General features: G+C 73.3%; 19 protein-coding genes and 1 pseudogene. 16 read left to right on the top strand and 4 right to left on the bottom strand.

The genetic code is table 11. From position 1 onward, the window contains the following. Window positions 1-585: 585 nt before the first annotated feature. Window positions 586-982, bottom strand: a pseudogene (locus tag ABZ621_RS20990) (transposase); the annotation flags it as partial. A 533-nt stretch (window positions 983-1,515) separates the two neighbouring features. Between ABZ621_RS20990 and ABZ621_RS20985 the strand changes: the two are divergent. The 6 genes from ABZ621_RS20985 to ABZ621_RS20960 are packed head-to-tail and all read left to right on the top strand — an operon-like array spanning window position 1,516 to window position 7,876. After that, the gene (locus ABZ621_RS20985; protein ID WP_360606626.1) at window positions 1,516-2,742 is read left to right on the top strand and encodes a hypothetical protein; all 1,227 of its coding nucleotides are present in this window, start codon (window positions 1,516-1,518) and stop codon (window positions 2,740-2,742) included. After that, on the top strand, window positions 2,742-3,413 hold the full coding sequence (locus ABZ621_RS20980; RefSeq protein ID WP_360606624.1) for a hypothetical protein: 672 nt from the start codon (window positions 2,742-2,744) through the stop codon (window positions 3,411-3,413). The genes ABZ621_RS20985 and ABZ621_RS20980 overlap by 1 nt, the downstream gene beginning before the upstream one ends. Then, on the top strand, window positions 3,410-4,162 hold the full coding sequence (locus tag ABZ621_RS20975) for a hypothetical protein (RefSeq protein ID WP_360606622.1): 753 nt from the start codon (window positions 3,410-3,412) through the stop codon (window positions 4,160-4,162). Before ABZ621_RS20980 ends, ABZ621_RS20975 begins: the two co-directional genes overlap by 4 nt. Window position 4,163: 1 nt before the next feature. Beyond that, complete coding sequence (locus ABZ621_RS20970) at window positions 4,164-4,622, top strand: hypothetical protein (RefSeq protein WP_360606620.1); 459 nt, start codon at window positions 4,164-4,166, stop codon at window positions 4,620-4,622. Window positions 4,623-4,680: 58 nt separating this feature from the next. Then, window positions 4,681-6,579 (top strand): S8 family serine peptidase, encoded by a 1,899-nt coding sequence (locus ABZ621_RS20965; RefSeq protein ID WP_360606619.1) that lies wholly within the window; start codon window positions 4,681-4,683, stop codon window positions 6,577-6,579. A gap of 7 nt (window positions 6,580-6,586) precedes the next feature. Continuing rightward, entirely contained in the window at window positions 6,587-7,876 is a 1,290-nt protein-coding gene (locus ABZ621_RS20960; protein WP_360606617.1) for an OmpA family protein, read from the top strand. Between the two features lie 124 nt (window positions 7,877-8,000). Here the strand turns inward: ABZ621_RS20960 and ABZ621_RS20955 are convergent, their stop codons facing one another. From ABZ621_RS20955 to ABZ621_RS20945, 3 genes are all read right to left on the bottom strand, one after another. After that, window positions 8,001-8,906: a DUF4436 family protein gene (locus ABZ621_RS20955; protein ID WP_360606615.1), complete on the bottom strand. Its 906-nt coding sequence runs from the start codon at window positions 8,904-8,906 to the stop codon at window positions 8,001-8,003. A gap of 65 nt (window positions 8,907-8,971) precedes the next feature. Next, window positions 8,972-10,153: an agmatine deiminase family protein gene (locus tag ABZ621_RS20950; protein WP_360606613.1), complete on the bottom strand. Its 1,182-nt coding sequence runs from the start codon at window positions 10,151-10,153 to the stop codon at window positions 8,972-8,974. Window positions 10,154-10,365: 212 nt separating this feature from the next. Then, the gene (locus ABZ621_RS20945; protein WP_360606611.1) at window positions 10,366-10,965 is read right to left on the bottom strand and encodes a TetR/AcrR family transcriptional regulator; all 600 of its coding nucleotides are present in this window, start codon (window positions 10,963-10,965) and stop codon (window positions 10,366-10,368) included. Between the two features lie 130 nt (window positions 10,966-11,095). Between ABZ621_RS20945 and ABZ621_RS20940 the strand changes: the two genes are divergently transcribed. From ABZ621_RS20940 to ABZ621_RS20895, 10 genes are all read left to right on the top strand, one after another. Next, complete coding sequence (locus tag ABZ621_RS20940) at window positions 11,096-11,965, top strand: serine/threonine-protein kinase (RefSeq protein ID WP_360606609.1); 870 nt, start codon at window positions 11,096-11,098, stop codon at window positions 11,963-11,965. A gap of 330 nt (window positions 11,966-12,295) precedes the next feature. Next, window positions 12,296-12,778, top strand: a complete 483-nt coding sequence (locus ABZ621_RS20935; protein ID WP_360606607.1) for a hypothetical protein — start codon at window positions 12,296-12,298, stop codon at window positions 12,776-12,778. A gap of 91 nt (window positions 12,779-12,869) precedes the next feature. Further along, window positions 12,870-13,301, top strand: coding sequence for an agmatine deiminase family protein (locus ABZ621_RS20930; protein WP_360607004.1), 432 nt, complete (start codon window positions 12,870-12,872; stop codon window positions 13,299-13,301). Between the two features lie 56 nt (window positions 13,302-13,357). Beyond that, the gene (locus ABZ621_RS20925; RefSeq protein WP_360606605.1) at window positions 13,358-13,939 is read left to right on the top strand and encodes a helix-turn-helix domain-containing protein; all 582 of its coding nucleotides are present in this window, start codon (window positions 13,358-13,360) and stop codon (window positions 13,937-13,939) included. Window positions 13,940-14,201: 262 nt separating this feature from the next. Then, window positions 14,202-15,215, top strand: coding sequence for an agmatine deiminase family protein (locus tag ABZ621_RS20920; RefSeq protein WP_360606603.1), 1,014 nt, complete (start codon window positions 14,202-14,204; stop codon window positions 15,213-15,215). 435 nt (window positions 15,216-15,650) lie between these two features. After that, on the top strand, window positions 15,651-17,342 hold the full coding sequence (locus ABZ621_RS20915) for an ABC transporter substrate-binding protein (protein ID WP_360606601.1): 1,692 nt from the start codon (window positions 15,651-15,653) through the stop codon (window positions 17,340-17,342). Further along, window positions 17,339-18,298 (top strand): ABC transporter permease, encoded by a 960-nt coding sequence (locus ABZ621_RS20910; RefSeq protein ID WP_360606599.1) that lies wholly within the window; start codon window positions 17,339-17,341, stop codon window positions 18,296-18,298. Before ABZ621_RS20915 ends, ABZ621_RS20910 begins: the two co-directional genes overlap by 4 nt. Beyond that, a complete protein-coding gene (locus ABZ621_RS20905; RefSeq protein ID WP_360606597.1) occupies window positions 18,295-19,149 on the top strand; it encodes an ABC transporter permease in 855 nt (284 codons plus the stop codon). The genes ABZ621_RS20910 and ABZ621_RS20905 overlap by 4 nt, the downstream gene beginning before the upstream one ends. Next, window positions 19,146-20,141, top strand: coding sequence for an ABC transporter ATP-binding protein (locus ABZ621_RS20900; RefSeq protein ID WP_360606595.1), 996 nt, complete (start codon window positions 19,146-19,148; stop codon window positions 20,139-20,141). The genes ABZ621_RS20905 and ABZ621_RS20900 overlap by 4 nt, the downstream gene beginning before the upstream one ends. Next, window positions 20,134-20,928 (top strand): ATP-binding cassette domain-containing protein, encoded by a 795-nt coding sequence (locus ABZ621_RS20895; RefSeq protein WP_360606593.1) that lies wholly within the window; start codon window positions 20,134-20,136, stop codon window positions 20,926-20,928. Before ABZ621_RS20900 ends, ABZ621_RS20895 begins: the two co-directional genes overlap by 8 nt. The last annotated feature ends 12 nt before the right edge of the window (window positions 20,929-20,940 follow it).

Here is a 20,940-nt window from a genome sequence, read left to right as displayed (position 1 = left end):
CTCCGTCGTGGCGGTACCACTGCAACAGGCCGTCCGGCGTAATGCCGTAGACGGCACCCGTAGCGTCGCCTGTCATGACTCCTCCAGCTGCTTACACCGAGACACCATCGCAGCCACATCGGCCGGGTTGCAGAGTTCTCTTAAGCGCCGCCGCCGGCGTTTCCCGCACGGCGAGGCGCGTGCGGGAAGAACCCGTCGCGCCGATCAATGCTCGAATACGTCATTCTTCGGCTCCTCCCGGTCCTGGCGTACGCCCGCCGAGCCCCGCCTGCCGTCATGGCCGCATGGGCCAGTGGCCCGTCAAGGAAGGGAAGTCATCGTGGCTGTTTCGACGATGTGATCACGCGCTGCCACGGTGTGGAGCGTCCTCATCGTGCTGCCCCTTGGGATACCGCGGTCGGCGATGCGGTTCAGCCCACACACCCACTGTGTGGGACGGGGGTGGATCCCGCACTTCGGAAGGCCGACGCGACCGGCTGACCTGCATAAACATGAACGCATCGATGATCAGGAATGTCGTCTGTCGTGTCAGGGGCCCGCGCCTACGCTGCCAAGTTCATCAGCCAGCCCAGTGTCCTCTCGACGGACTTGGAGAAGGAGTCCAACGGTGTCGATGGCGATGCTCCGCTTGCGGCCCACGAACTTCTTCCCGGCATCGATGCCCTGCTCGGAAGCGGGGACGCTGGTCGAGGACGCCTTCCTCCAGTCAGCGGGCACCGTAGGCGTGGACGGTGTTCCAGTGCGGGTAGTCGTGCGGCAGGTGGCGCCAGGGGATCCCGGTCCGGTTCACGGAGAGGACAGAGTCGAGGAGGCATCGCAGGTCGTGGTCGAGTGCGGTCCGTGTCGAGGCCGCGGCCGCGGCCTCGGACCGCCAGGCGGTCACGACCGGCTCGACCAGCTCCCACAGGGCATCGGACAAGTCGCGCGGACATCGGCGACGTTCAGGCGCTTGCCGGCTGCCCGTCCATGGCCCGGCGGGAATCGACCGGTCGTTCGAGGCCCGCGGTCCCTGGACGCCGTGCCGAGCCGGGGCGGCGCGAAGCAGCCGGTGCCTTGTGGGCAACGTCGTACCCTCGCCCGTTGCCGTGGTGGTGACGTGGCAAGATCGTCCGACGCCGCGGGCAGGCTTGGACTGACGGGCCGGCAGGAGAGCTGTCGAACACCTCGCGTTGTGCTGACCGGTCGATCGATTGGCGTGCTCCTCGGAGCCTGTTCCGCACCTGGTTCGGCCTCGCCTGATGCCGGTCGAAGTCACCGTGGCTCCGGCCCCGTACGAGGAGCGGCAGTGCCACCGGTCGGTGGTCTTTCCGGGACAGGTCTCCAGGGGCTCGGACCCGGCCGCCCGCATCCCGGGCGACGCCGGCAGCCGGCCGCCGTGGTGTTGATCCCGCCCACCCCCGGCGCCGTCGGGCAGGCGATCACCCGGAAGGACGCGGCCGTGTTCTTGGATTCCGGATTCACGTTCGCGCACGATCGGACGCGGACGTTTCCCGACGTCGGCCAAGGGAGGCGCTCATGGAGCCTGAACGGGAAAGCGGCGCCGTGGGCGGTGCGGCCTCGGCATGGGGCAGCGACGAGACCGCGGCCGAGTGGCTGACGGGTGAAGGGCGGCAGGCCGACGGAGCCCGCGCCGTCGGAGCGGACGACGCGGTGGGCGAGTGGCTGACCGGGCCCCCCGCGCGAGAGCGGTACGAACCGGGCGTCGACGAGGCCGAGTTCCTGCCCGCGCTGGCGTCGATCATCCCGGCCGTCATCAGCGCCGCTCCGGCCATCATCAGCGCTGTCCAGCAGCTCACGAGCAAGCCACCGGCGCCCTCCCGCCTCCCGCCGGCACCGGTGCCTCGCCCGGCCCCGGCCCCGAGCCCGGCCTTGCCGCCGCCGCCGTCCTCCGCCGGTGCTGTCCCCGTTCCCGCAAGCTCGCAGCCGGCGCCGGCCGCGCAGCCTTCCCTTCCGCCGACTCCGCCGCCGCCCGCCGCGGTGCCTCCACAGCCACAGCCACAGCCACAGCCCGCGCCCGGCAGCACGGGCGACATCCTGCGGCAGCTCGCCGTCCTCCTTCCCCGGCTGGTGGACCTCGTCGCTCGACCCGAGGGTCGGGAGTCGCTCACCGATGCCGAGCCGGAACCCTCCTGGCCGCCCGAACCCGGCGGCTCCACCGCATCCGCAGACGACGACTCCCCGGTCGCGCCACCGCGGCGCTCGGACGGGAACCCGGCGCCGCTGCCGGACCGCTCCGCGCTCAACCCGGGTGTCAGTGCCTGCCCGACGAGTCTGCTCGTCGCACGGTTCGGGCGGCCGCGTGATCTGGTGACCGAGGCGTGCCAGGCTCTCACCTCGCCCCTCTGGGAGGGGCGGATGGTGACCGATCAGGTCGGTACGGTCCGGGTGCGGGGCCACCGGCAGGCGGTCGCCCTGTTCCAGGACGCGTTCGCGGCGCTGGAGCAGGCCGACCCGGAGCTCCATGCCCGGACGAGCCCGAGCGGGATGCTCTGTGTGCGCCACGTCCGGGGCCGGCCGGACGTCCTGAGCTCCCACGCGCTGGGACTCGCCCTGGACGTGACACTCGACGGTCGGGTCCCTGTGCCCGTCGGCGGCCGGGTGGAGCAGGGTCTGCTCACCCTGCACGACGTGTTCAGCCGGTTCGGCATCTTCTGGGGCGCCGGGCTCGAGCCCGAGGACGCCGCCCACTTCGAGGTCGGTGCGGACGTCGTGCACCGCTGGATGGACGAAGGGGTCTTCTGATGGCCATCGACCGTGAGCTCGTACTGCAGCTGGCCGCTCAGCGTGCCGGGGTCACCGCGGGCCAGCTGGAGGCGCTGCGCCGGGGGGACTACACCGCCTTCCTCGCCGAACAGTTGGCGACGGGCTCCGAGTCCGAGCCCACACCCGACCTGTCGAACGGGATCGCGGCCGACGCCGTACCGAACCACCCGTCGCATCCCGGACCGGTGTACGCGCCTGGCTCCGCGTCGGCCGACGGGCCGGGGTACGGATCGCAAGACCTCCGGCCGGCGGGCTCCGACGCGCTCGACGCGCCCTCCTGGGCCGAGGTACGGGCCCGGGTCGAGCGGCTCTCGCAGCGGCTTGCCGCGGTCCGGCAGCAGCGGGACGCGGCTCTCGACGTCCTCCGGCAGCTCGCCGCCAAGTTCGGCTGCTGCGCCGGGTGTTGGGGGACCGAAGCCGCTTGCGCGACCTGCGCCGGACTCGGTTCGCCCGGGCACTTCCCGCCCGACCCGCACCTGCGCGAGTGGCTCGCGCCCGCGCTCGCCGCCGTCGCGGACGCCGGCCCCGACCCGGGCGTCGGACCGTACGAGCCGGTTCCCGCCCTTCCCCTCGCCGACCAAGACACCTTGCCCACCCGGACGGACACCACCGTGCCCGTCACCAGCACCAGGAACCGAGGAGAGCGATGACCGTATGGGACGACCTGCTGGACGAGCCGGACGCGCCGGCTGAGTCCGAGAACCTGCTCGACTGGGACGACGAGGCCGAGTTCCTGCCCGGTCTCGGCGCCGTCATCCCGCAGCTCGGGTTCCTCGACCCCGTCGGGGCCGGGATCAGGGCCGTGGGCAACGCCCTCAAACCGCCGCCCCGACCGGCCGCGCCGCACGTCTCCGTGGCGCCGGCGCGGGGTGTCACCCAGGCCACCGTGCAGACGCCCCGGGGGCCGGCGCAGGTGCAGCTCCAGACGCCCCTGGTGCACCGAGACGAGTTCAACGCCGCCGTCGCGCGTCTTCAGGCGACGCTCAACGCCGACTCGGCACGCATCAACACGCTGCAGAAGGACCTGACGACGCTGGGCACCCGCGTCGGCAGCGTCGTCGGCGAGACTCAGGCCGCGATCGCCAAGCAGCAGGCCATGGTGCGCAAGCTGCGCCAGGAGACCCAGGCGTCCCTGCGGAAGTCGCGGGCGGACCAGCAACAGCAGCAGATGACGAACATGATGATGAACCTGCTGATGCAGCAGCAGCTGAGCGGAAGGTTCGAGGACCACTCCCACGCGGTCAGCGGGTCGGCCACGGGCAAGCCGGTGAAGACGGACGGCGACGACAACAGCCTGCTGCCGCTGATGTTCATGATGATGCCCCAGTCGGACGGCGGGGGCAGCGACAACTCGATGACCATGATGATGATGGCCATGGCCATGTCGGGAGGGTTCTGACGTGAACAACCTCATGCCGTTCGTCGCGCTGATGTCCCTGCCGAAGGACCGGCGCCGTCATCTCCTGCCCCTGGCCATGTCCGCGGCCGCCGGGATGCCGGCCGCGCAGTCGGGCGCTCTCGCGGTCATCTCGGCCGACAGCGCCGCCCGTCGCGAGGGCAGGGCCGCCGACGCGGCCGCCACCGACGCGGCGGTCACCGCCGTGACCGAGGTGATCACCGCGGCGGTCGCCAAGGGCGCGGCCCTGACGGCCGAGGACCTCCAGCACATCCCGCTGGCCCAGAAGGCCCTGGCGGCGAAGCCGGACATCCTCGGCTCGGGCACGGTCCAGACACAGTCGGCGACCGGCGGCGCGTCAGGGCCCGCACAGGCGGCGGGAGCCGGTCCCGGTGCGGCCAAGAAGGCTGTTCCGGCCAAGAGGAGCAGCCCGGCCAGGAAGACCGCTGCCCCCAAGCCGTAGGGCCCGCGGTCGGTGGAGAGCGTCGTGCAGGGATGAGCAGAGCACAGCAGGGATCACTATGGCCGTCGACTACGACCCGCACCTGCGGCAGCTGTTGCTCACGACGTCCGAGCGGCAACCGCAGGCGGCGCACGGGCGCCGCGTGGGTGTCATCGCGCGCCTGCGCACGCCGGAGAGCGAGGTGCCCGGTCTGGACGTGGTGGTGCGTGCCGGCACGATCGTGACGGCACGCGTGGACCTCGACGCCGTCACGGAGGTGCGGCGGCACCCCGACGTGCTGAGCCTCAAGCGCACGCACCACTACCTGCCTCATGACGTCGTCGTGCACGACGCACCCCCGTCCGTGACCGCCGTGCCCGGCCCGCAGTGTGCGTCCGAGGCCGGGGAGGCGACGGCCACGGACGCGCCACCGTGGCCGTGGACCGGACGGGGCACCGTGGTCGGCCTCCTGGACTGGGGGTTCGACGTGGCCCATGTCGACTTCGTCCGGCCCCCCGCCGCCGACGGCGGCGACAGTGGGGGCAGCCGCTTCCTGTCCCTGTGGGACCAGCGCGGCGGCCGTACGCCGTCGAGCCCGCCGGCGTACGGCTACGGGCGGGTGCTCGACACGGCCATGGTGAACCGGGCGCTCGCGCAACCGAATCCGTACGAGTTCCTCGACTACGACCCGGCCCAGTCCGACCCGTACGGCCAAGGGACCCATGGCACACACACCTTGGGCATCGCCTGCGGCAACGGCCGGTCGGGGGCGCCGAGAAGCCTCGCACCGGACGCGTCGATCCTCGCCGTGCACCTGCGCGCCGACGACACGTCACCGTACGACACCCTCGCCGATTCCGTCCGAATCCTCGAAGGCGTCGACTGGATCTTCCGGACGGCCGGTGACCGGCCCGTCGTGCTCAGTATGAGTTTGGGCAGGGTCGGCGGGCCCCATGACAGAACTCCTCTGGTGGTCAGCGCACTCGACGCCCTCCTCGAAGTGCCGGGCCGTCAGATCGTCTGCTCGGCGGGCAACTACTTCGCCACGGCCCAGCACTGCAGTGCCCAACTGGCCGAAGGCACCCCGGTCGAGTGGGGCTGGACCGTCGAACCTCCGCACGCCGTCGACGCCGAGATGGAGATCTGGTACCCGGCGGCCGATGAGCTGACGGTGGAACTGGTGGCGCCCGACGGCACGCTCGCGGCCCGGCTCCCGCCCGGCGCCGAAGGGGTCGTCCGGGACGCGGGCCGGGTCGTCGTCTCGGGTTTCCACCGGCGTACGGATCCGGGGAGCGGGGACCACGTCGTGGACCTGTTCCTGTGGCCGGGCGCCCCGCAGGGCACGTGGCGGGTGCGGCTGCTGCCGGGGCGCATCGAACGGGGCGAGGTGCACGGCTGGATCGAGCGAGCGCACCGCGGCCGCCAGAGCCGCTTCACGGCACCCGACCCGCTGTTCACGACCAACACCCTGTGCAACGGCGCCCGCACCCTCGCCGTCGCGGCCTTCGACCAGCGCGCGCCCGGCGAGCCCCCGGGTGGGTTCAGCAGCGCGGGGCCGGCCAGGGACCTGCGGGTGAAGCCCGACCTCGCCGCGCCCGGGGTCGCGATCACGGCGGCCCGCTCCTCGGCGCCCGTCGACGGACGACGCGTGCGGGACGGTGTCACCACCATGAGCGGCACGAGCATGGCGGCGCCGCACGTGGCCGCGGCTGTCGCCGTCCTGTTCGAGGCGGCGGGACGGCCGTTGCACTCGGACGAGATCACCGACCTGCTGCGCAGCACGGCACGCCCTTCCCCCGCCGGACGCGACCGCATGGGTCACGGCAGGCTCGATGTCGGCGCAGCCCTCGCGCGGCTCGCCGAACTCGAACGAAGGGCGCCCGCCGGCGATTCGGCGACCACCGGCACGCCCCGCACCTCACGCCCACAACCGGACAGCGCAAACCGAACGCCCGACGAGGCGACCGACGATGGATGAGGACCTTGTGGCAGACGACAGCAGGCAGTACGAGGCCGGCTTCGGTGAACTTGACGCCATCGCCTGGCTGACCGAGGCGGAGGCCGAGCCCGCCCCCGCCACGCCCGCGCCGCGAACCGCACCGACCGAAGCCGCTCTGGCGGCTCTTCAGGTGGTGCCGCCCCTGCTGGAGGCGATCCCGGCGCTCCTCGACGCGCTGGTGCGCACGACAGCGTCGCACGCGCCCGACTCTTCCTTCGGCCCCCGCGCGGCCGAGGGCTGGACCGGGTCGGAGTCCGGCCTCGCGTACGCCCGGGAGTCGGACGTGCCACGGCAGGTCTGGGAGTACGTGGAACCCGGCTGGGACGCCGGCTCCTCTCCCGAGGTGGGCTTCATCGCGCTCGCCGGGGTCCTCATCCCCGCCGCGGAGCTGGGGCTCGGCGTCTTCGACAGGCTGCAACAGCACGTGTTCAACGGGGACTTCTCCGTCACCGCGACGCCGGCGTCGTACATCCACAGTCCGAGTCCCACCGGCCTGGCGATCCAGAAGAGGACCTTCCGCTTTCCGGTCACCGCGCACCACCCCAGGTACTTCATCGACTCCCAGACCTTCTGGTTCGACGTCGTGCTCGAATACGACGGCTTCAACGTGCGCCGCGTCTCGGTCACGGAGGACCGAGGCCGGTCCAGCTCGCTCCACGCCTCGGACTTCACGATCACCTTCACGCCGTCCGCCTACACGGCCGCGAACGAGCCCGTGTCGGCGATCGTCTACTCGATCGCCGGGCGCTGGGACCCGGTGGGCCGCGGAGACGAGAGCTTCAGCGGCCGGTTCGTCGTGGACGCGGCCGGGAATCTCACCGGGCTTCAGGTCTCCTCGTCCCAGAAGTGGGTGCGTCATGGTGCGCTCACCCAGTCCGGGGGCGGGCCGGTCCCCCGGCCGACGACCTCGTCGCACATCACGACCGTCCACTTCGACCCCGCGGGCAGCTACGCGCTGCCCCAGCAGAAGATCCGGCACGTCCACGACTGGTACATGGGGCTGCCGACGGCGGTACAGACGGAGATCCGCAAAGGCAACCAGCCGATCCGCCTGACCGGGCGGGCATCGACCACCGGGACCGTCCAGCAGAACCAGGACCTCGCGCGCAAACGCGCGGACGCGGTGGGGAAGATCCTCCGGGACCTGGCGGGCGCCGCCGCGCGGCTCGACATCGAGGTGCACGGCGAGCTCGGCGCCAAGACACCCGACAGCAAGGAGGAACCCGACGAGCGGCGCGTCGACCTGGAATGCCGCTTCGAGGTCTACCAGATGTGACGTGCCGCGACGCGTTCCGGCCGCCGTGTCAGGGGGCGGTGAGCCGGCGGCCCGGCGGCGTACGTGCGGGTCGGTGGCGTCGGCCGGGGGCGGGCGGCCCCCGGCAGGAGGGGCGAGGGGGTGGCTACGGGGTCCCCGGGGGCATCGGGGTCCCGGGGGACCCGGGGGTGTCCCGCGTGTGGCGTTCGGCGCGGAAGCCCGTGACCGCCACGGCGACGAGGCAGCAGGCGATCACGGTCTCGGCCCAGAGGAAGGCGAGGTAGTCCAGGAGGCTGCCGATCGGGGGCGTTCCGGGGGCGGTGTTCCGGAAGGCGGCGAGTGCGAAGAGCGTGGCGGCCATCCAGCCGAGGGCGGGCCAGGTCAGTCCCTTGCGGCGGGTGACGAGGAACCAGGCGCCGAGGAACACGGCGACGGCCAGGGCCCACATGGCCACCATCATGAAGACGGCGAAGACGAGCACGCTGTCGGAGCGGCCGAGGGCGACGGCGTAGTACGCGGTCCCGTTCCCCTCGCTGGCGTCCACCGCCGCGGAGAAGAGCGCGTCGCCGTTGGTGAGCGTGACGCGGACGGGGACCTGCTCGCCGCCCTGGACGGCGGTGAACTCGATCGCCGCGTCGTAGGCGTCGAAGGGGTAGTCGGTGATCGAGCCGCCCGTCAGGGCGACGGCCAGGTCCGTGGTCGCGATGCGGCTGTGCGCCGGGAAGGACAGGTCGCCCCGGGTGGAGGGGGAGGTCTGCAGCGTCAGGTCCTCGGCGGGGGAGACCCCGCCGGCCTCGGCCAGGCGGCCCCGGGGGGTGACCAGGACGCGGAGGACCAGTTCCCGGCCGGCGGCGTCGACGCGCTGGACCGAGGCGCCGACGTCCACCCGGTCCGGGGGCGAACCGCCCACGGCGTACACGGTGTCCTGCGTCTGGCGTTCGCCGAACTGGACCCAGATGCCCAGGGCGGCGGCGGCCGCGATCAGGAGGCAGGCGAGGGCGGCGGGAAGCAGGCCGCCCCGGGTCGGTCCGCGGCGGCGGGTGGTGGACACGCGGGCCCTCCTCGGTCTCTTCTCCGGCACGTGTCGGTCGGCTGTCGTCGGTCGGCTGTCGTCGGTCAGTCGACCGGCTTGCCGGGCTGGTCGTGGGTGGCGCAGTGGATCCCGCCGCCTCCGGTGGCGATGGTGTCGATGTTCACCTGCACGACGTCCCGCTTGGGGAAGTGCTCCTGGAGGATGCCCCGGGCGCGGTCGTCGGCCTTCCGGTCGCCGAACTTGGGCATGTACACCGCGTCGTTGCCGATGTAGAAGTTCGCGTACGTCGAGAGGAAGTCGTCGCTGTAGCCGCTGATCCGGTCGGGGTCGGGCTGCGGCAGGTCGATGACCTCGAAGGGGCGGCCCTTCGCGTCGGTGGCCTCGCGCAGCACGGACGCGGCCTGGTCCGAGGAGCGCGACCAGGAGTCGGCGGGCATGCCGGGGAACGCCCGGTCCAGGAGGATCACACCGGGGGCGGTGAACCGGACGAGGCTGTCGACGTGGGCGTCGGTGATGTCCTCGCCTCGGACGCCCTTCAGCCAGATCACCTTCTCCATGCCGAGGAGCTCCTTGAGATCGGCCTCGATCTCGGCGCGGCTCATGCCCGGGTTGCGGTTGTCGTTGACGATCGAGCTCTCGGTGACGAGGAGGGTTCCCTCGCCGTCCGTCTCGAAGGAGCCGCCCTCGGCGACGAGGGGGGCCTCCTCGCGGGGGATCCGGTATTTGGCGAGCAGCTTCCGGCCGACCTGGGCGTCGTTGTCGTGGACCTGCTTCTCGCCCCAGCCGTTGAAGTGGAAGTCGACGCCGACCACCTCGCCGGCCTCCTCGACGAAGACGGGCACGGTGTCGCGGGCCCACAGGTCGTCGACGGCGAGCGGGATGACCTCGACGTCCCGGCCGCACGCCTTCTGGGCCGCGGCCACCTGGTCGGGGCGCGCCATCATCACGACGTACTCGTACGCGGCGATGGCCCGGGCCACGCGCGCGATGTCCTTCCGCACGTACGGCAGGTCCTCGCCCCAGACGGACGGGAGGGCGGGCCACGACATGAAGGTGCGGGCGTGGCTCTCCCACTCGGCGCCCAGGCGGCGGTCCACGTCGGTGCCGGTACCCCTGCCGGCGGCGGAACCGGTGGCGGAACCGGTGGCGCCCGCGCCCGACCCGCCGGGGTCGGTGGGGCCGCACGCCGTGGAGCCGAGGGCGAGTGCGCCGATCCCGGCGAGCACCCGCAGGGCGGAGCGGCGGGAGGGGCGGAAGTCGGACATCGGGGTCTCCGATCGAGGTGGGGGCGGAGCAGGTCAACAGCGTGCACGGACGGGCCCGCCGAACCCCGGCATGGCCGGGCCGGAAGGGGCCGTGTCGTGTCGGCCCGGGGGCCTGTCGTGCCGCCACTCTGACATTGACTGAATATTCAGTCAAACCCTGGGTCGGGATGCACGGGTGCCGGGTGCCGGGGGCTGTGGTCCAGGGCTCCGGGTCAGCGGCTCAGGCGTTCGATTTCGAGGGCGACCGCCTCCTTCAGGAGTTCGCGGGCGTGGGGCAGGGGGAGCGCGCCGCTGAGCCAGCGCGTGCTGAGCCCTTCCAGGAGGCCGGTGAGCCGCTCGGCGGAGGCCGTCAGGGCGGGCGCGGGAGCGGTCGGCCGGATGCCGCCCAGGAGGTCCGCGACATCGTGGATCCAGGACAGCGTGGCCCTGGCCAGGTCGCCGCGCAACTCGGGCTCGAAGACGGCGCTGGCGCGCAGCTCGCCCCAGGCCGTGCTGTTCTCGCGGACCTCGGGGAGGTCCTGGAACTCCAGGAGCAGGGACTGCTCCAGCTCCCACCGGGGGTCCTGGGGCGCGCCCGTGCGGGCGTCGCCGTCGGCGCCGTCCTCGCCGGAGGTGTACCGGTCGGCCCGGTCGCTGATGAACTCCAGGGTGTGCCGGAGGACGCCGGCCCGGTCCTTGAAGTGGTAGTAGATCAGCGCGGTGGAGACCCCGGCCTCGGTGGCCAGTTCCTCCATGCGCAGCCCGCGCACTCCTCGCCGGGCTATGACCCGGGCGGCGCCTTCCAGGATGGCGCCTCGGCGGTCCGTCGCCACGTGTGTTCCCCTCCCGTGCGGTCCGAGTGGCCAGTGTCGCATGTTGACTGAATCTTTAGTTAGATGCACGATGCGCCCGTTGCGTCCGTCGACCCGCGTCCCTTCGTTCCCCTCGTCGAAAGAGCCCCGTATGTCCGCTCAGCTTCCCGGTGCACAGCCCGTCCACATGGCGCTGACGGCCGACGACCCGCGAGAGATCGGCGGCTACCGCCTCCAGGCGCGACTGGGCTCGGGCGGCATGGGCGTGGTGTACCTGGCCCACACGCCCGGCGGCCGCCCCATCGCCCTGAAGGCGGTGCGGGAGGAGTTCGCGGGGGACCCCGGGTTCCGACTGCGCTTCGCCCGGGAGGTGGCCAGCGCCGAGCGCATCCACGGCCTGTTCACCGCGCAGGTGGTCGCCTCGGGCGTGGACGCCCCCACCCCGTGGCTCGCCACCGCCTACGTCCCCGGCCCGTCGCTGCACGAGGTGGTCCACCGGCACGGCCCGCTCCCGGTGCGCACGGTCCTCATGCTGCTGGCCGGGATCGCCGAGGCGCTGGAGGCGATCCACCGGGCCGGTGTCGTCCACCGCGACCTCAAGCCGGCCAACGTGCTGATCGCGGAGGACGGCCCCCGGGTCATCGACTTCGGCATCGCGCGGGCCGCCGACGCCGTCGCGCTGACCGGGACGGGCCTGCGCATCGGCACCGCCGCGTTCATGGCGCCCGAGCAGGCGCTCGGCGGCCCGGTGTCGCCGGCCACCGACGTCTTCGCGCTCGGCGCCCTCGTCACGTACGTGGTCAGCGGCGAGGCACCCTTCGGGGCGGGGCCGGAGTCGGCGGCGCTCTACCGGGTGGTCCACGAGGAGCCCGACCTCGCGCGCGTGCCGGAGGACCTGCGCGACGTGACGGCCTGGTGCCTCGCCAAGCGGCCCGAGGACCGCCCGTCGCCGGCGGACCTGATCGCGGCCGTCCACGCCCACCCCCTCGTGGGTTCCCGGCCCGAGTTCGGGGAGGGCTGACTCCCGTGGTCGATCGGCAGCGAGGTGGCGGGACGGGCGGCGCGGCAGGAGTCGCCGGCCCGGCAGGAGTCGCCGGCCCGGCCGGCCGCGGCGCCGGTGCACGCGTGGCCGACGCTCGCGGCGCCGGCGGCCACGCCCGCCGGGCCGACTCCGCCGGGTGTCACTCCTGGTGGGCCGCCCGGTGTCCCGGCTTCGCCGGGCGCGGGGGCACGGGCTCCGGGCGTCGCGGTCGCTCCGGGTGCGGCGCCGTCTCCGGAGCGGCCGGTGCGGGGCGGTGGGAGGCCCTCCGGCTCGCCCGCGCGCCCGGCGCGACGGAGCCGGTGGCGTCCGGTGGCCCGGGCCCTCGCCGCGTGCGCGGCCGCCGGAGCGATCGGCGGCGGGATGTACCTCCTCGGCCCGCCGCCCGGTACCGAACCGGAGTCCCCGGCCGCCTCCCCGGCCTCCTACGGCCGGGTCGGCCAGGAGGTCACGCTCACCGCCCCGGACGACAGCTACGAGTTCGACCTCGGGACCCGGAAGGTCGTGCCCGCCGACACGGCCCGCTGGTACCTGGCGCGGGACGGGTCGGAGTTCGTCCTGCCCGAGGACGGCGACGCCTACGTCGCCGACGGGGGCGAACTGGGTCCCGCCGACTGCGTCCGGGGCGTCGACACGGAGCCGGTCACCCGGATCGCCTTCGCCGACCTGGCCGACGAGAGGCCCTTCTGCATCCGCGGCGCCGACGGCCGGGACCTCGTCGTCGTGTGGCTCCTGGAGGCCCGGGCCGACGGCGGGCCGGTCACCGTGCTCTTCGAGCACTACCGCCGGGAGTAGGGGAGTGGGGGGCGTAGGGGGGAGGGGCGGTAGGGGAGGAGTGGTCAGGCGGCGGGCGGTCCGACGGGGACAGTCCTGGCGAGATCATTGACTGAATTTTCAGTCTGCTGAACGATGGGCGTGCCCGTCCTCCCCTCCCTCCCCTCAGGCAGGAACCCATGGACACTCCCACCACCTCCCGGCGCCGCCTGCTCCACCTCGGCGCGGCGGCCCTGCCGCTCGCGGCCCTCGGCTCGGCGCTCCCCTCGGCCGCCGCCCACGGCACCACCGCCCGGACCGGCTCAAGATCCGGCGCGGCGGCTCCGGCTTCCTCTCCAGCTACACCAACTACTACACGGTGAACGGCGCCGTGCTCGTCCCGCACTTCGGCGACCCCGGCGCCGACGCCGCGGCCGCCTCGATCCTCGCGGCCGCGTACCCGAGCCGGAACGTCGTCCAGCTGAACATCGACGACATCGCGAGCGGCGGTGGCGGCATCCACTGCGCCACCCAGTCGCAGCCCGCCGTCCCGCCGGCCGTCTGACCGCTCGTCCCCGCCCGCCCCAGCCGGGGCGGGCGGGGCCCGGTAAGGTTCGGGCCATGGCGTCTCGCAGTACTCAGATCCTCGAAGCGGCCGCCCGGGTGATCGCCCGGCGCGGGGTCCGCGGGCTGCGCGTGGAGGAACTCGCCGCCGAGGCGGGCGTCTCCACCGCGCTGATCTACTACCACTTCAAGGACCGCAACGGGATCCTGCTGAAGACGCTGGAGTTCATCAACGACCGCGCCGAGCGGTACACGACCGAGCGCGACCCGGACGCCCCGCCGCTCAGCCCGCGCGAGGAGCTGGAGCACACGCTGCTGCTGGAGCTCCAGGACACCACCGAGGTCCGGGAGAACAGCAGCGCCTGGGGAGAGCTGCGCGCCAGCGCGGTCTTCGACGACGTCCTGCGCGAGGACCTGACCCGGGCCACGCTCGTCTGGGTCCAGGAGGTCGCCGCGCTGCTCGGCCGGGTCCAGCCGATGGCCCCGGCGGTCGCCCTCGCGGGCGCCGCCGAGCGGCTCACCGCCCTCCTGGAGGGCCTCAGCATGCGATGGCTCAGCGGCACGCTCCAGATCTCCCACGCCCGGGCCCTGATGAGCGACGGCATCGACGCCGAGATCGAACGGCTCGGCCGCCGCTGACACCCGCGGGCCCGCGGGCCGGGCGCGGTCCTTGTCGGACCCGCGCCCGGCCCGCGGGCCCGTTTTTCGTCGTTGCCACTGCCCGCGTTCCGATCCGTGCGCTCCCCACGCCATCCCGCTCCGAAAGCCATGTCCTGACTCTTGACTGAATTTTCAGTCGGGAGGAGGATGCTGTGCACACCGCGTACCCGTCCCCACACTCGCGCCAGGCAGAGCCGGCGCCGCCGACGGGTACTTCTGGCGAAACGAAGAGAGACCCGTGATGACTGCATTCCGTATGCCCGCCGAGTGGTCCGAGCACGAGGCGTGTCTCATGGCCTGGCCCGTCCGCGAGGACCTGTGGGGCGACGTGCTGGACGACGTCAAGGGGGAGTACGCGAACGTCGCCCGTGCGATCGCCGGGTTCGAGCCCGTCACCATGGTCGCGCCGCCCGGCCACGGCGACGAGGCCCGCGCCAGGTGCGGCGACGGCGTCACCGTCGTCGAGCTGGCGCAGGACGACTCGTGGTTCCGCGACTCCGCCCCGCTCTTCGTCCTCGACGGCGACGGCAACCGCGCCGGCGTGGACTTCCGCTTCAACGCCTGGGGCCGCAAGCACCACCCGTACGACTCCGACGACCGCGTCGGCGCGCTCCTCCTGGAGCACCTGGGCGTCGAGCGCATCGCCTCCGGCATGGTCCTGGAGGGCGGGGCGATCACGGTCGACGGCGAAGGCACCCTGATCACCACCGAGCAGTGCCTGCTCCATCCGAACCGCAACCCCGGGCTCACCCGCGAGCAGATCGAGACCGAGCTGAAGGACCGGCTCGGCGTGGAGAAGGTGATCTGGCTGCCGTACGGCGGTCTGCTCGACACGGAGACCGACGGGCACGTCGACGGCGTCTGCGCCTTCGCCGCCCCCGGCACGGTCGTGGTCTCCCTGCCCGACGACCCCGACCACCCGGACTACGCCCGGATGCGCGCCAACCGGGCGGTCCTGGACTCCACCCGCGACGCCCGCGGCCGGCGGCTGGAGGTCGTCGACGTGCCCCAGACCGCCTTCGCCGACCTGCCGGACGGCGAGGTCGAGGTCTCGTACCTCAACTACTACGTGGCCAACGGCGGCGTCGTCGTCCCCGTGGCCGGACAGCCCCAGGACGAGGCCGCCCTCGCGGTGATCGCCTCCGCGTACCCCGGCCGCGAGGTCGTCCCGGTGCGGGCCGTCGCGATCGCCTACGGCGGCGGCGGAGTCCACTGCATCACCCAGCAACTGCCGGCGCCCGGCACCCCCAGGTAGGGCGACCCCGCCGCCCCGCACCGGTTGCTCCGCCCCGCACCGACCCCGCCGCGCTTCCCGCTCCCGCCGGGCCTCCGGCCCCTCAGGGCCACGGCCGCCCTCCGGATCGGACGGGTGCTGCCCGCCGGACCGTATCGGGCCCGGGTGACCTGTGTCCGCGCCCGCAGTGACCCGTATCGGATCCGCGGTGACCAGGTCTGGATCCGTAGCAACCCGTACCGGATCCGCAGCGACCCGTACCGGATCCGCGATCAACCGTCAGGGGACCTGCGGCCAGCCGCGCAGGGAGCCGTGGCGACCTGTTCGGTTCCGCCGGCGACCTGTCCCCGATTCCGCCCCCGACAGGTCGGCCCCGCCGCCCGCCGGTCGCCTTCCCTCCCCCCTCCCCCCTCCCCCCTCCCCGTACCCTCACCGAAAGACAGCGCGACGATGACGATGACGATCACGACAGCGCCCTCCCCGCGTCGCAGACGCCTCTCCGGCCGGTGTGGCCGGAACGGCCAAAACGGCCGGGTCGGCCGGAGTGCCGCCGCGACCGCGGTCCTTTCCGCCCTCGCCCTGCTCGCCGCGTGCTCCGGCCCGCCGAAGGGCGGCGCGAGCGGTGTCGAGGCCCGGCTCTCCGCCTCCACGCCCCCCGCCCGCGCCGACATCGACTCCTTCTCCTGGGCGCTCTACGCCGAGCCGCCCACCCTCGACCCCACGGTCGCCTTCGACTACCCGCAGAACACCGTCCTGGCCAACGTGTGCGAGAGCCTCATGCGCTGGACGCCGCAGCTCACCGTCGAACCGGGTCTCGCCCGCACCGCGGCCAACCCGGACCCGCGGACCTGGGTGTACGACCTGCGGGCCGGCGTGCGCTTCCACGACGGGCGGACCATGACCGCCGACGACGTCGTCTTCAGCCTCGGCCGGCAGACCGACCCCAAGAACGCGGCGGCCTGGGCGCAGGTCTTCCGGAACGTCGCCTCCATCCGTGCGACCGGCCCGCTCCAGGTGACCGTCCGCCTCAAGCGGCCCGACTCCCAGTTCCCGCAGTACATGGCCACCGCCGCCGGCGTCGTCGCCTCGAAGGCGGGCGTCGAGGCGGCGGGCAGGGACTACGGCACCACCGGCGGCCTCGCCTGCACCGGCCCCTTCGAGCTCGGCGCCTGGCAGAAGGGCCAGTCCATCGAGCTGAAGCGGTTCGACGGCTACTGGGGCACCCGGGCCAAGGCGAAGAAGGCGGTCTTCCGCGTCCTCACCGACCCCTCCGCCCGCACCAACGCCCTGCTCAGCGGCGAGATCGACGGCGGCTACCTCATCCCCACCGAGAGCTACGCCCGGCTGAAGGCCTCCGGTGTCGGCACCCTCTACTTCGGCGAGGGCCTCAGCACCGTCAACGTCAACATCACGAACATGAAGGGCGCGCTCGGCGACGTCCGGGTCCGCCGCGCCCTCTCCCTCGCCCTCGACCGCTCCGGCTTCGTCACGGCAGGACTCGGCGGTGCCGGCACCGCCACCGGCTCCCTCACCACCCGCGCCGCCTGGGCCGCCGCACCGGAGAACGCCCTCAGGAAGGCCTTCGACGGGCTTCCGCCCACCGAGCCGGACATCGAGAAGGCCAAGGCCCTGATCGCGGAGGCCGGTGCCGCCGGCACGACCCTGACCATGGTCACCAGCCCCATCGGCCAGGACGTCTCGCTCCTCGCCACCGCCGTCCAGGCCGCCGGCACCCGGATCGGCCTCGACATCCGTCTCAAGACGGTCTCCCCGAACGCCTTCACCGCGCTCTTCACCGACCCCGAGGCGCGCGAGGGCGTCGACATGTTCCCGCTCACGATCTACAACTCCATCACCGACCCGCTCGACCTCCTCACCAACTTCAAGACCGGCGCGTACCTCAACTACGCGGGCCACAGCGACCCCCGGTACGACGAACTCGTCGACCGTGCCTCCGCCGCGTACGACCCCGCGGCGCGCATGGAGGCCGAGGCCGAACTCAACCGCCTCGCCGCCGAGCGGTTCCTGTGGATCCCCGTCGCCGAGTGGCCCACCTCGGTCTTCCTCAACGAGCGGATCACCGGCGCCCCCACGACCATCTCGTACATGTACGGGCCGTGGGCCGCCTCCGTGGGGGCCGCGCGGTGAGCTTCCTCCGCTTCGCCGTACGGCGCGTGGCGGAGATGGCCGCGACCCTCCTCGCCGCCTCCTTCGTGGTCTTCGGCGCCCTGTACCTCGCCCCGGGCAGCCCGGCGAGCTTCCTGCTCGCCGGCCGCTCGGCCTCGCCCGAGGCGCTGGCCGCGGTCAACGCCCAGTACCACCTGGACGACCCCTTCGCCGTCCGCTACCTCAGCTGGCTCGGGGACATGCTCCAGGGCGACTTCGGGCGCTCCCTGACCTACCGCACCGACGTCTCGCGCCTCCTGGCCGACCGGCTGCCGACCACCCTGCTCCTGATCGGCATGGCGCTCGTCGTGGTCGTGGCCGTCGGCCTGTTCCTCGGCCGGCTCTCCGCCGTCCGCGGCGGCGCCACCGACACCGCCGTCCTGGTCGGCACGACCTTCGCCGTCGGCACCCCGTCGTTCGTCGCCGCCGTGCTGCTCCAGGGCGTCTTCGCCGTGAAGCTCGGCTGGTTCCCCAGCAGCGGCGCCGGCGACGGCCTCCTCGACCGGGTCCGGCACCTCACCCTGCCCGCCCTCGCCCTCGCGCTCTACCTGATCGGCATGCTCGCCCGCGTCACCCGCTCCGCCATGCTCGAAGCCCTCGACGGCGAGCACGTCACCGTCGCCCGCAGCAGGGGCGTCCCCGAGCGGCACGTCATCCGCCGCCACGTCTTCCGCAACGCGCTGGGCACCGTCCTCACCACCGGCGGACTCATCGTCTCCACCCTGCTCGTCTGCACGATCCTCGTGGAGACCGCCTTCAGCATCGGAGGCGTCGGCCAACTCCTGGAACTGTCCACCTCCACCAAGGACTTCCCGACCGTCCAGGCCATCTCCTTGATCATCGTCGCTCTCTTCATGACCGTGAACCTGATCGTCGACCTGCTGCTGCCGCTGGTCGACCCGCGGATCACGCTCGGATCGAGGAGCTCCTCCGCATGACCGCCGTCCTCACCCGCAGGCCCGGCCTCGCCCGGCTGCGCACCACCCGGTCCCCGCTCCACCTGCTCTGCCTCGGCTTCGTCGGCCTCGTCACCGCCGCCGCCCTGCTCGCGCCCTGGATCGTCCCGTACGACCCCCACGCGGTCGACCTCGGCAACGCGCTCGCGGGCCCGTCCGCCGCGCACCCGCTCGGTGCCGACGCCGCCGGCCGCGACACGCTGTCCCGGCTGCTGCTCGGCGCCCGCACCTCGCTCCTCGGGCCGCTGGGCGTCGTGCTCTTCTCCACGCTCGCCGGCATCGCGATCGGCACGGCGGCGGCCTGGCGCGGCGGCTGGCTCGACTCCGTCCTGTCCCGCTCCACCGAACTCGTCTTCGCGTTCCCCGGCATGCTGCTCGCGATCCTGATCATCTCGATCCACGGCGAAGGGCTGCTCGCCCCCGTCATCGCGCTGTCGCTCGCCTACCTGCCGTACGTCAGCCGGCTCACCCGCTCGCTCGTCCTCGCCGAACGCGCCCGCCCCTACGTGAGCGGCTACCGGGTCCAGGGCCACTCGGCGCTCCAGATCTGCCTGCGCCACATCCTGCCCAACATCGCCCCCGTCGTCCTCGCCCAGTCCACCATCAACTTCGGCTACGCGCTCATGGACCTGGCCGGCCTGTCCTTCCTCGGCCTCGGCGTCCCCGCCCTCACCCCCGACTGGGGCCGCATGGTCTTCGACGGACAGACCGCGATCCAGCACGGCTACCCGCTCTCCGCGGTGCTGCCCTGCGTGTTCATCGTGCTGACCGTCGTCGCGTTCAACGTCGTCGGCGAGCGCTGGGCCGACCGCGTCGCCAGGAGAGACCGATGACCCCCACGAGACCACCGCACGCCCTCGACATCCAAGGCCTGCGGGTCACGCTGCCCGGCACCGCCCGCCCCGTCCTCGACGGCGTCGACCTGCGCGTCGCCGCCGGCGAGACCGTCGCCCTCGTCGGCGAGTCCGGCTCCGGGAAGTCCCTCACCTCGCGCGGCGCCCTCGGCCTGCTGCCGCCCGGCACCGCCGTCGAGGGCCGGATCCGGGTCCGCGGCCACGACGTGCTCGCGATGAGGCCCGAGCAGCTGCGCGCCCTGCGCACCGACACCGTCGCCATGGTCTTCCAGGACCCCCGGGCCGCCCTCAACCCCATGCGCCGCATCGGCGACTTCCTCACCGAGGGCGTCATCCTCACCCGGACCATGAACCGGGCCGACGCCACCGCCCGCGCCGCCGAACTCCTGCGCGCCGTCGGCCTGGACGACTCCGCGCTGCGCAGCTACCCCGGCCAGGTGTCCGGCGGCATGCTGCAACGCGTCATGATCGCCGCCGCGCTCATGGGCGACCCCGAGCTGCTCCTCGCCGACGAGCCCACCACCGCGCTCGACGTCACCACCCAGGCCGAGGTCATCGCCCTCCTCGCCGAACGGCGCGCCCGATTCCGCACGGGGCTGCTCCTCGTCACCCACGACCTCGACCTCGCGGCGGCCGTCAGCGACCGGGTCTCCGTCATGTACGCCGGCCGGATCGCCGAGAGCGGCCCCGCCGACGCCCTCTTCGCCCGGCCCCGGCACCCGTACACCGCCGCCCTGCTGGCCTCCACCCCCCGCCTCGAAGCGCCCGGCGGCCGGCTCGCCGCCATCGACGGCCAACCCCCCGACCTCCGGCAGGAGTCGATCGGCTGTCCGTTCGCCGCCCGCTGTCCCCTCGCCACGGAACTCTGCGCGCGGCAGGCGCCCGAACCGAGACCCGCGCCCGGCCTCCCGGACCACCGGGCCGCCTGCCACCACACCGACCGGCTCGAAGGGAGCCCCGCCGATGCCTGAGCCCGTCCTGGAGGCCGTCGGCCTCCACCGCGCCTACGGGAGCGTCCACGCCGTCGACGACGTCTCCTTCGTCCTCCCCGAGGGCGGATCCCTCGGCATCGTGGGGGAGTCCGGCTCGGGCAAGACCACCACCGCCCGCATCGTCGTCGGACTGGAGCGGGCCGACGCCGGAGACGTACGGATACGGGGCCGGGCCCGGGACGGCGGCCGCGGCCGGGCCCGGCGCCTGGCCCGCGCCCGCGAGGTCCAGATGGTCTTCCAGGACCCGTACCTCTCCCTCGACCCCCGCACCGGCGTCGAACAGGTGCTGCGCGAGACCCTGGGCCTGCACTTCCCCGGCACCGACCACGACCGGCGCGTCCGCGAACTCCTCGACCAGGTCGGCCTCGGCACCCGGGCCGCCGACGCCCGCCCCCGGCAGCTCTCCGGCGGCCAGCGGCAGCGGGTCGCCATCGCCCGCGCCCTCGCCGTCGAACCGGCCGTCCTCGTCCTCGACGAGGCCGTCGCCGCCCTCGACGTCTCCGTCCAGGCCCAGATCCTCAACCTGCTCGCCGACATCCGCGAACAGACCCGGATCGGCTACCTGTTCATCACCCACGACCTCGGCGTGGTCCGGTGCGTCACCGACGACGTCATCGTGATGCGCCGGGGACGCGTCGTCGAGGCCGGCCGCACCGCCGAGGTGCTCGCCGACCCCCGACACCCCTACACCCGGCTGCTGTTGGATTCCGTACCCCGTCCCGGCTGGGACCCCGCCGCGATCGCGGCCGCCCGCCGCGCCCTCTGACCCTGGGAAAGG

Source organism: Streptomyces sp. NPDC007863, assembly GCF_040633895.1.
Taxonomy (GTDB): domain Bacteria; phylum Actinomycetota; class Actinomycetes; order Streptomycetales; family Streptomycetaceae; genus Streptomyces.
Note: the sequence above shows the minus strand (reverse complement) of the source record. Positions and strands in the feature narration are given on the sequence as shown.

What these genes read in the sequence shown, in the direction of transcription:
- ABZ621_RS20905 (WP_360606597.1), top strand. Translation starts at nt 18,295, where the DNA reads ATGACCGCCGTCCTCACCCGCAGGCCCGGCCTCGCCCGGCTGCGCACC.
- ABZ621_RS20985 (WP_360606626.1), top strand. Translation starts at nt 1,516, where the DNA reads ATGGAGCCTGAACGGGAAAGCGGCGCCGTGGGCGGTGCGGCCTCGGCA.
- ABZ621_RS20950 (WP_360606613.1), bottom strand. Translation starts at nt 10,153, where the DNA reads ATGTCCGACTTCCGCCCCTCCCGCCGCTCCGCCCTGCGGGTGCTCGCC.
- ABZ621_RS20895 (WP_360606593.1), top strand. Translation starts at nt 20,134, where the DNA reads ATGCCTGAGCCCGTCCTGGAGGCCGTCGGCCTCCACCGCGCCTACGGG.
- ABZ621_RS20925 (WP_360606605.1), top strand. Translation starts at nt 13,358, where the DNA reads ATGGCGTCTCGCAGTACTCAGATCCTCGAAGCGGCCGCCCGGGTGATC.
- ABZ621_RS20900 (WP_360606595.1), top strand. Translation starts at nt 19,146, where the DNA reads ATGACCCCCACGAGACCACCGCACGCCCTCGACATCCAAGGCCTGCGG.
- ABZ621_RS20915 (WP_360606601.1), top strand. Translation starts at nt 15,651, where the DNA reads ATGACGATCACGACAGCGCCCTCCCCGCGTCGCAGACGCCTCTCCGGC.
- ABZ621_RS20975 (WP_360606622.1), top strand. Translation starts at nt 3,410, where the DNA reads ATGACCGTATGGGACGACCTGCTGGACGAGCCGGACGCGCCGGCTGAG.
- ABZ621_RS20980 (WP_360606624.1), top strand. Translation starts at nt 2,742, where the DNA reads ATGGCCATCGACCGTGAGCTCGTACTGCAGCTGGCCGCTCAGCGTGCC.
- ABZ621_RS20920 (WP_360606603.1), top strand. Translation starts at nt 14,202, where the DNA reads ATGACTGCATTCCGTATGCCCGCCGAGTGGTCCGAGCACGAGGCGTGT.
- ABZ621_RS20965 (WP_360606619.1), top strand. Translation starts at nt 4,681, where the DNA reads ATGGCCGTCGACTACGACCCGCACCTGCGGCAGCTGTTGCTCACGACG.
- ABZ621_RS20940 (WP_360606609.1), top strand. Translation starts at nt 11,096, where the DNA reads ATGTCCGCTCAGCTTCCCGGTGCACAGCCCGTCCACATGGCGCTGACG.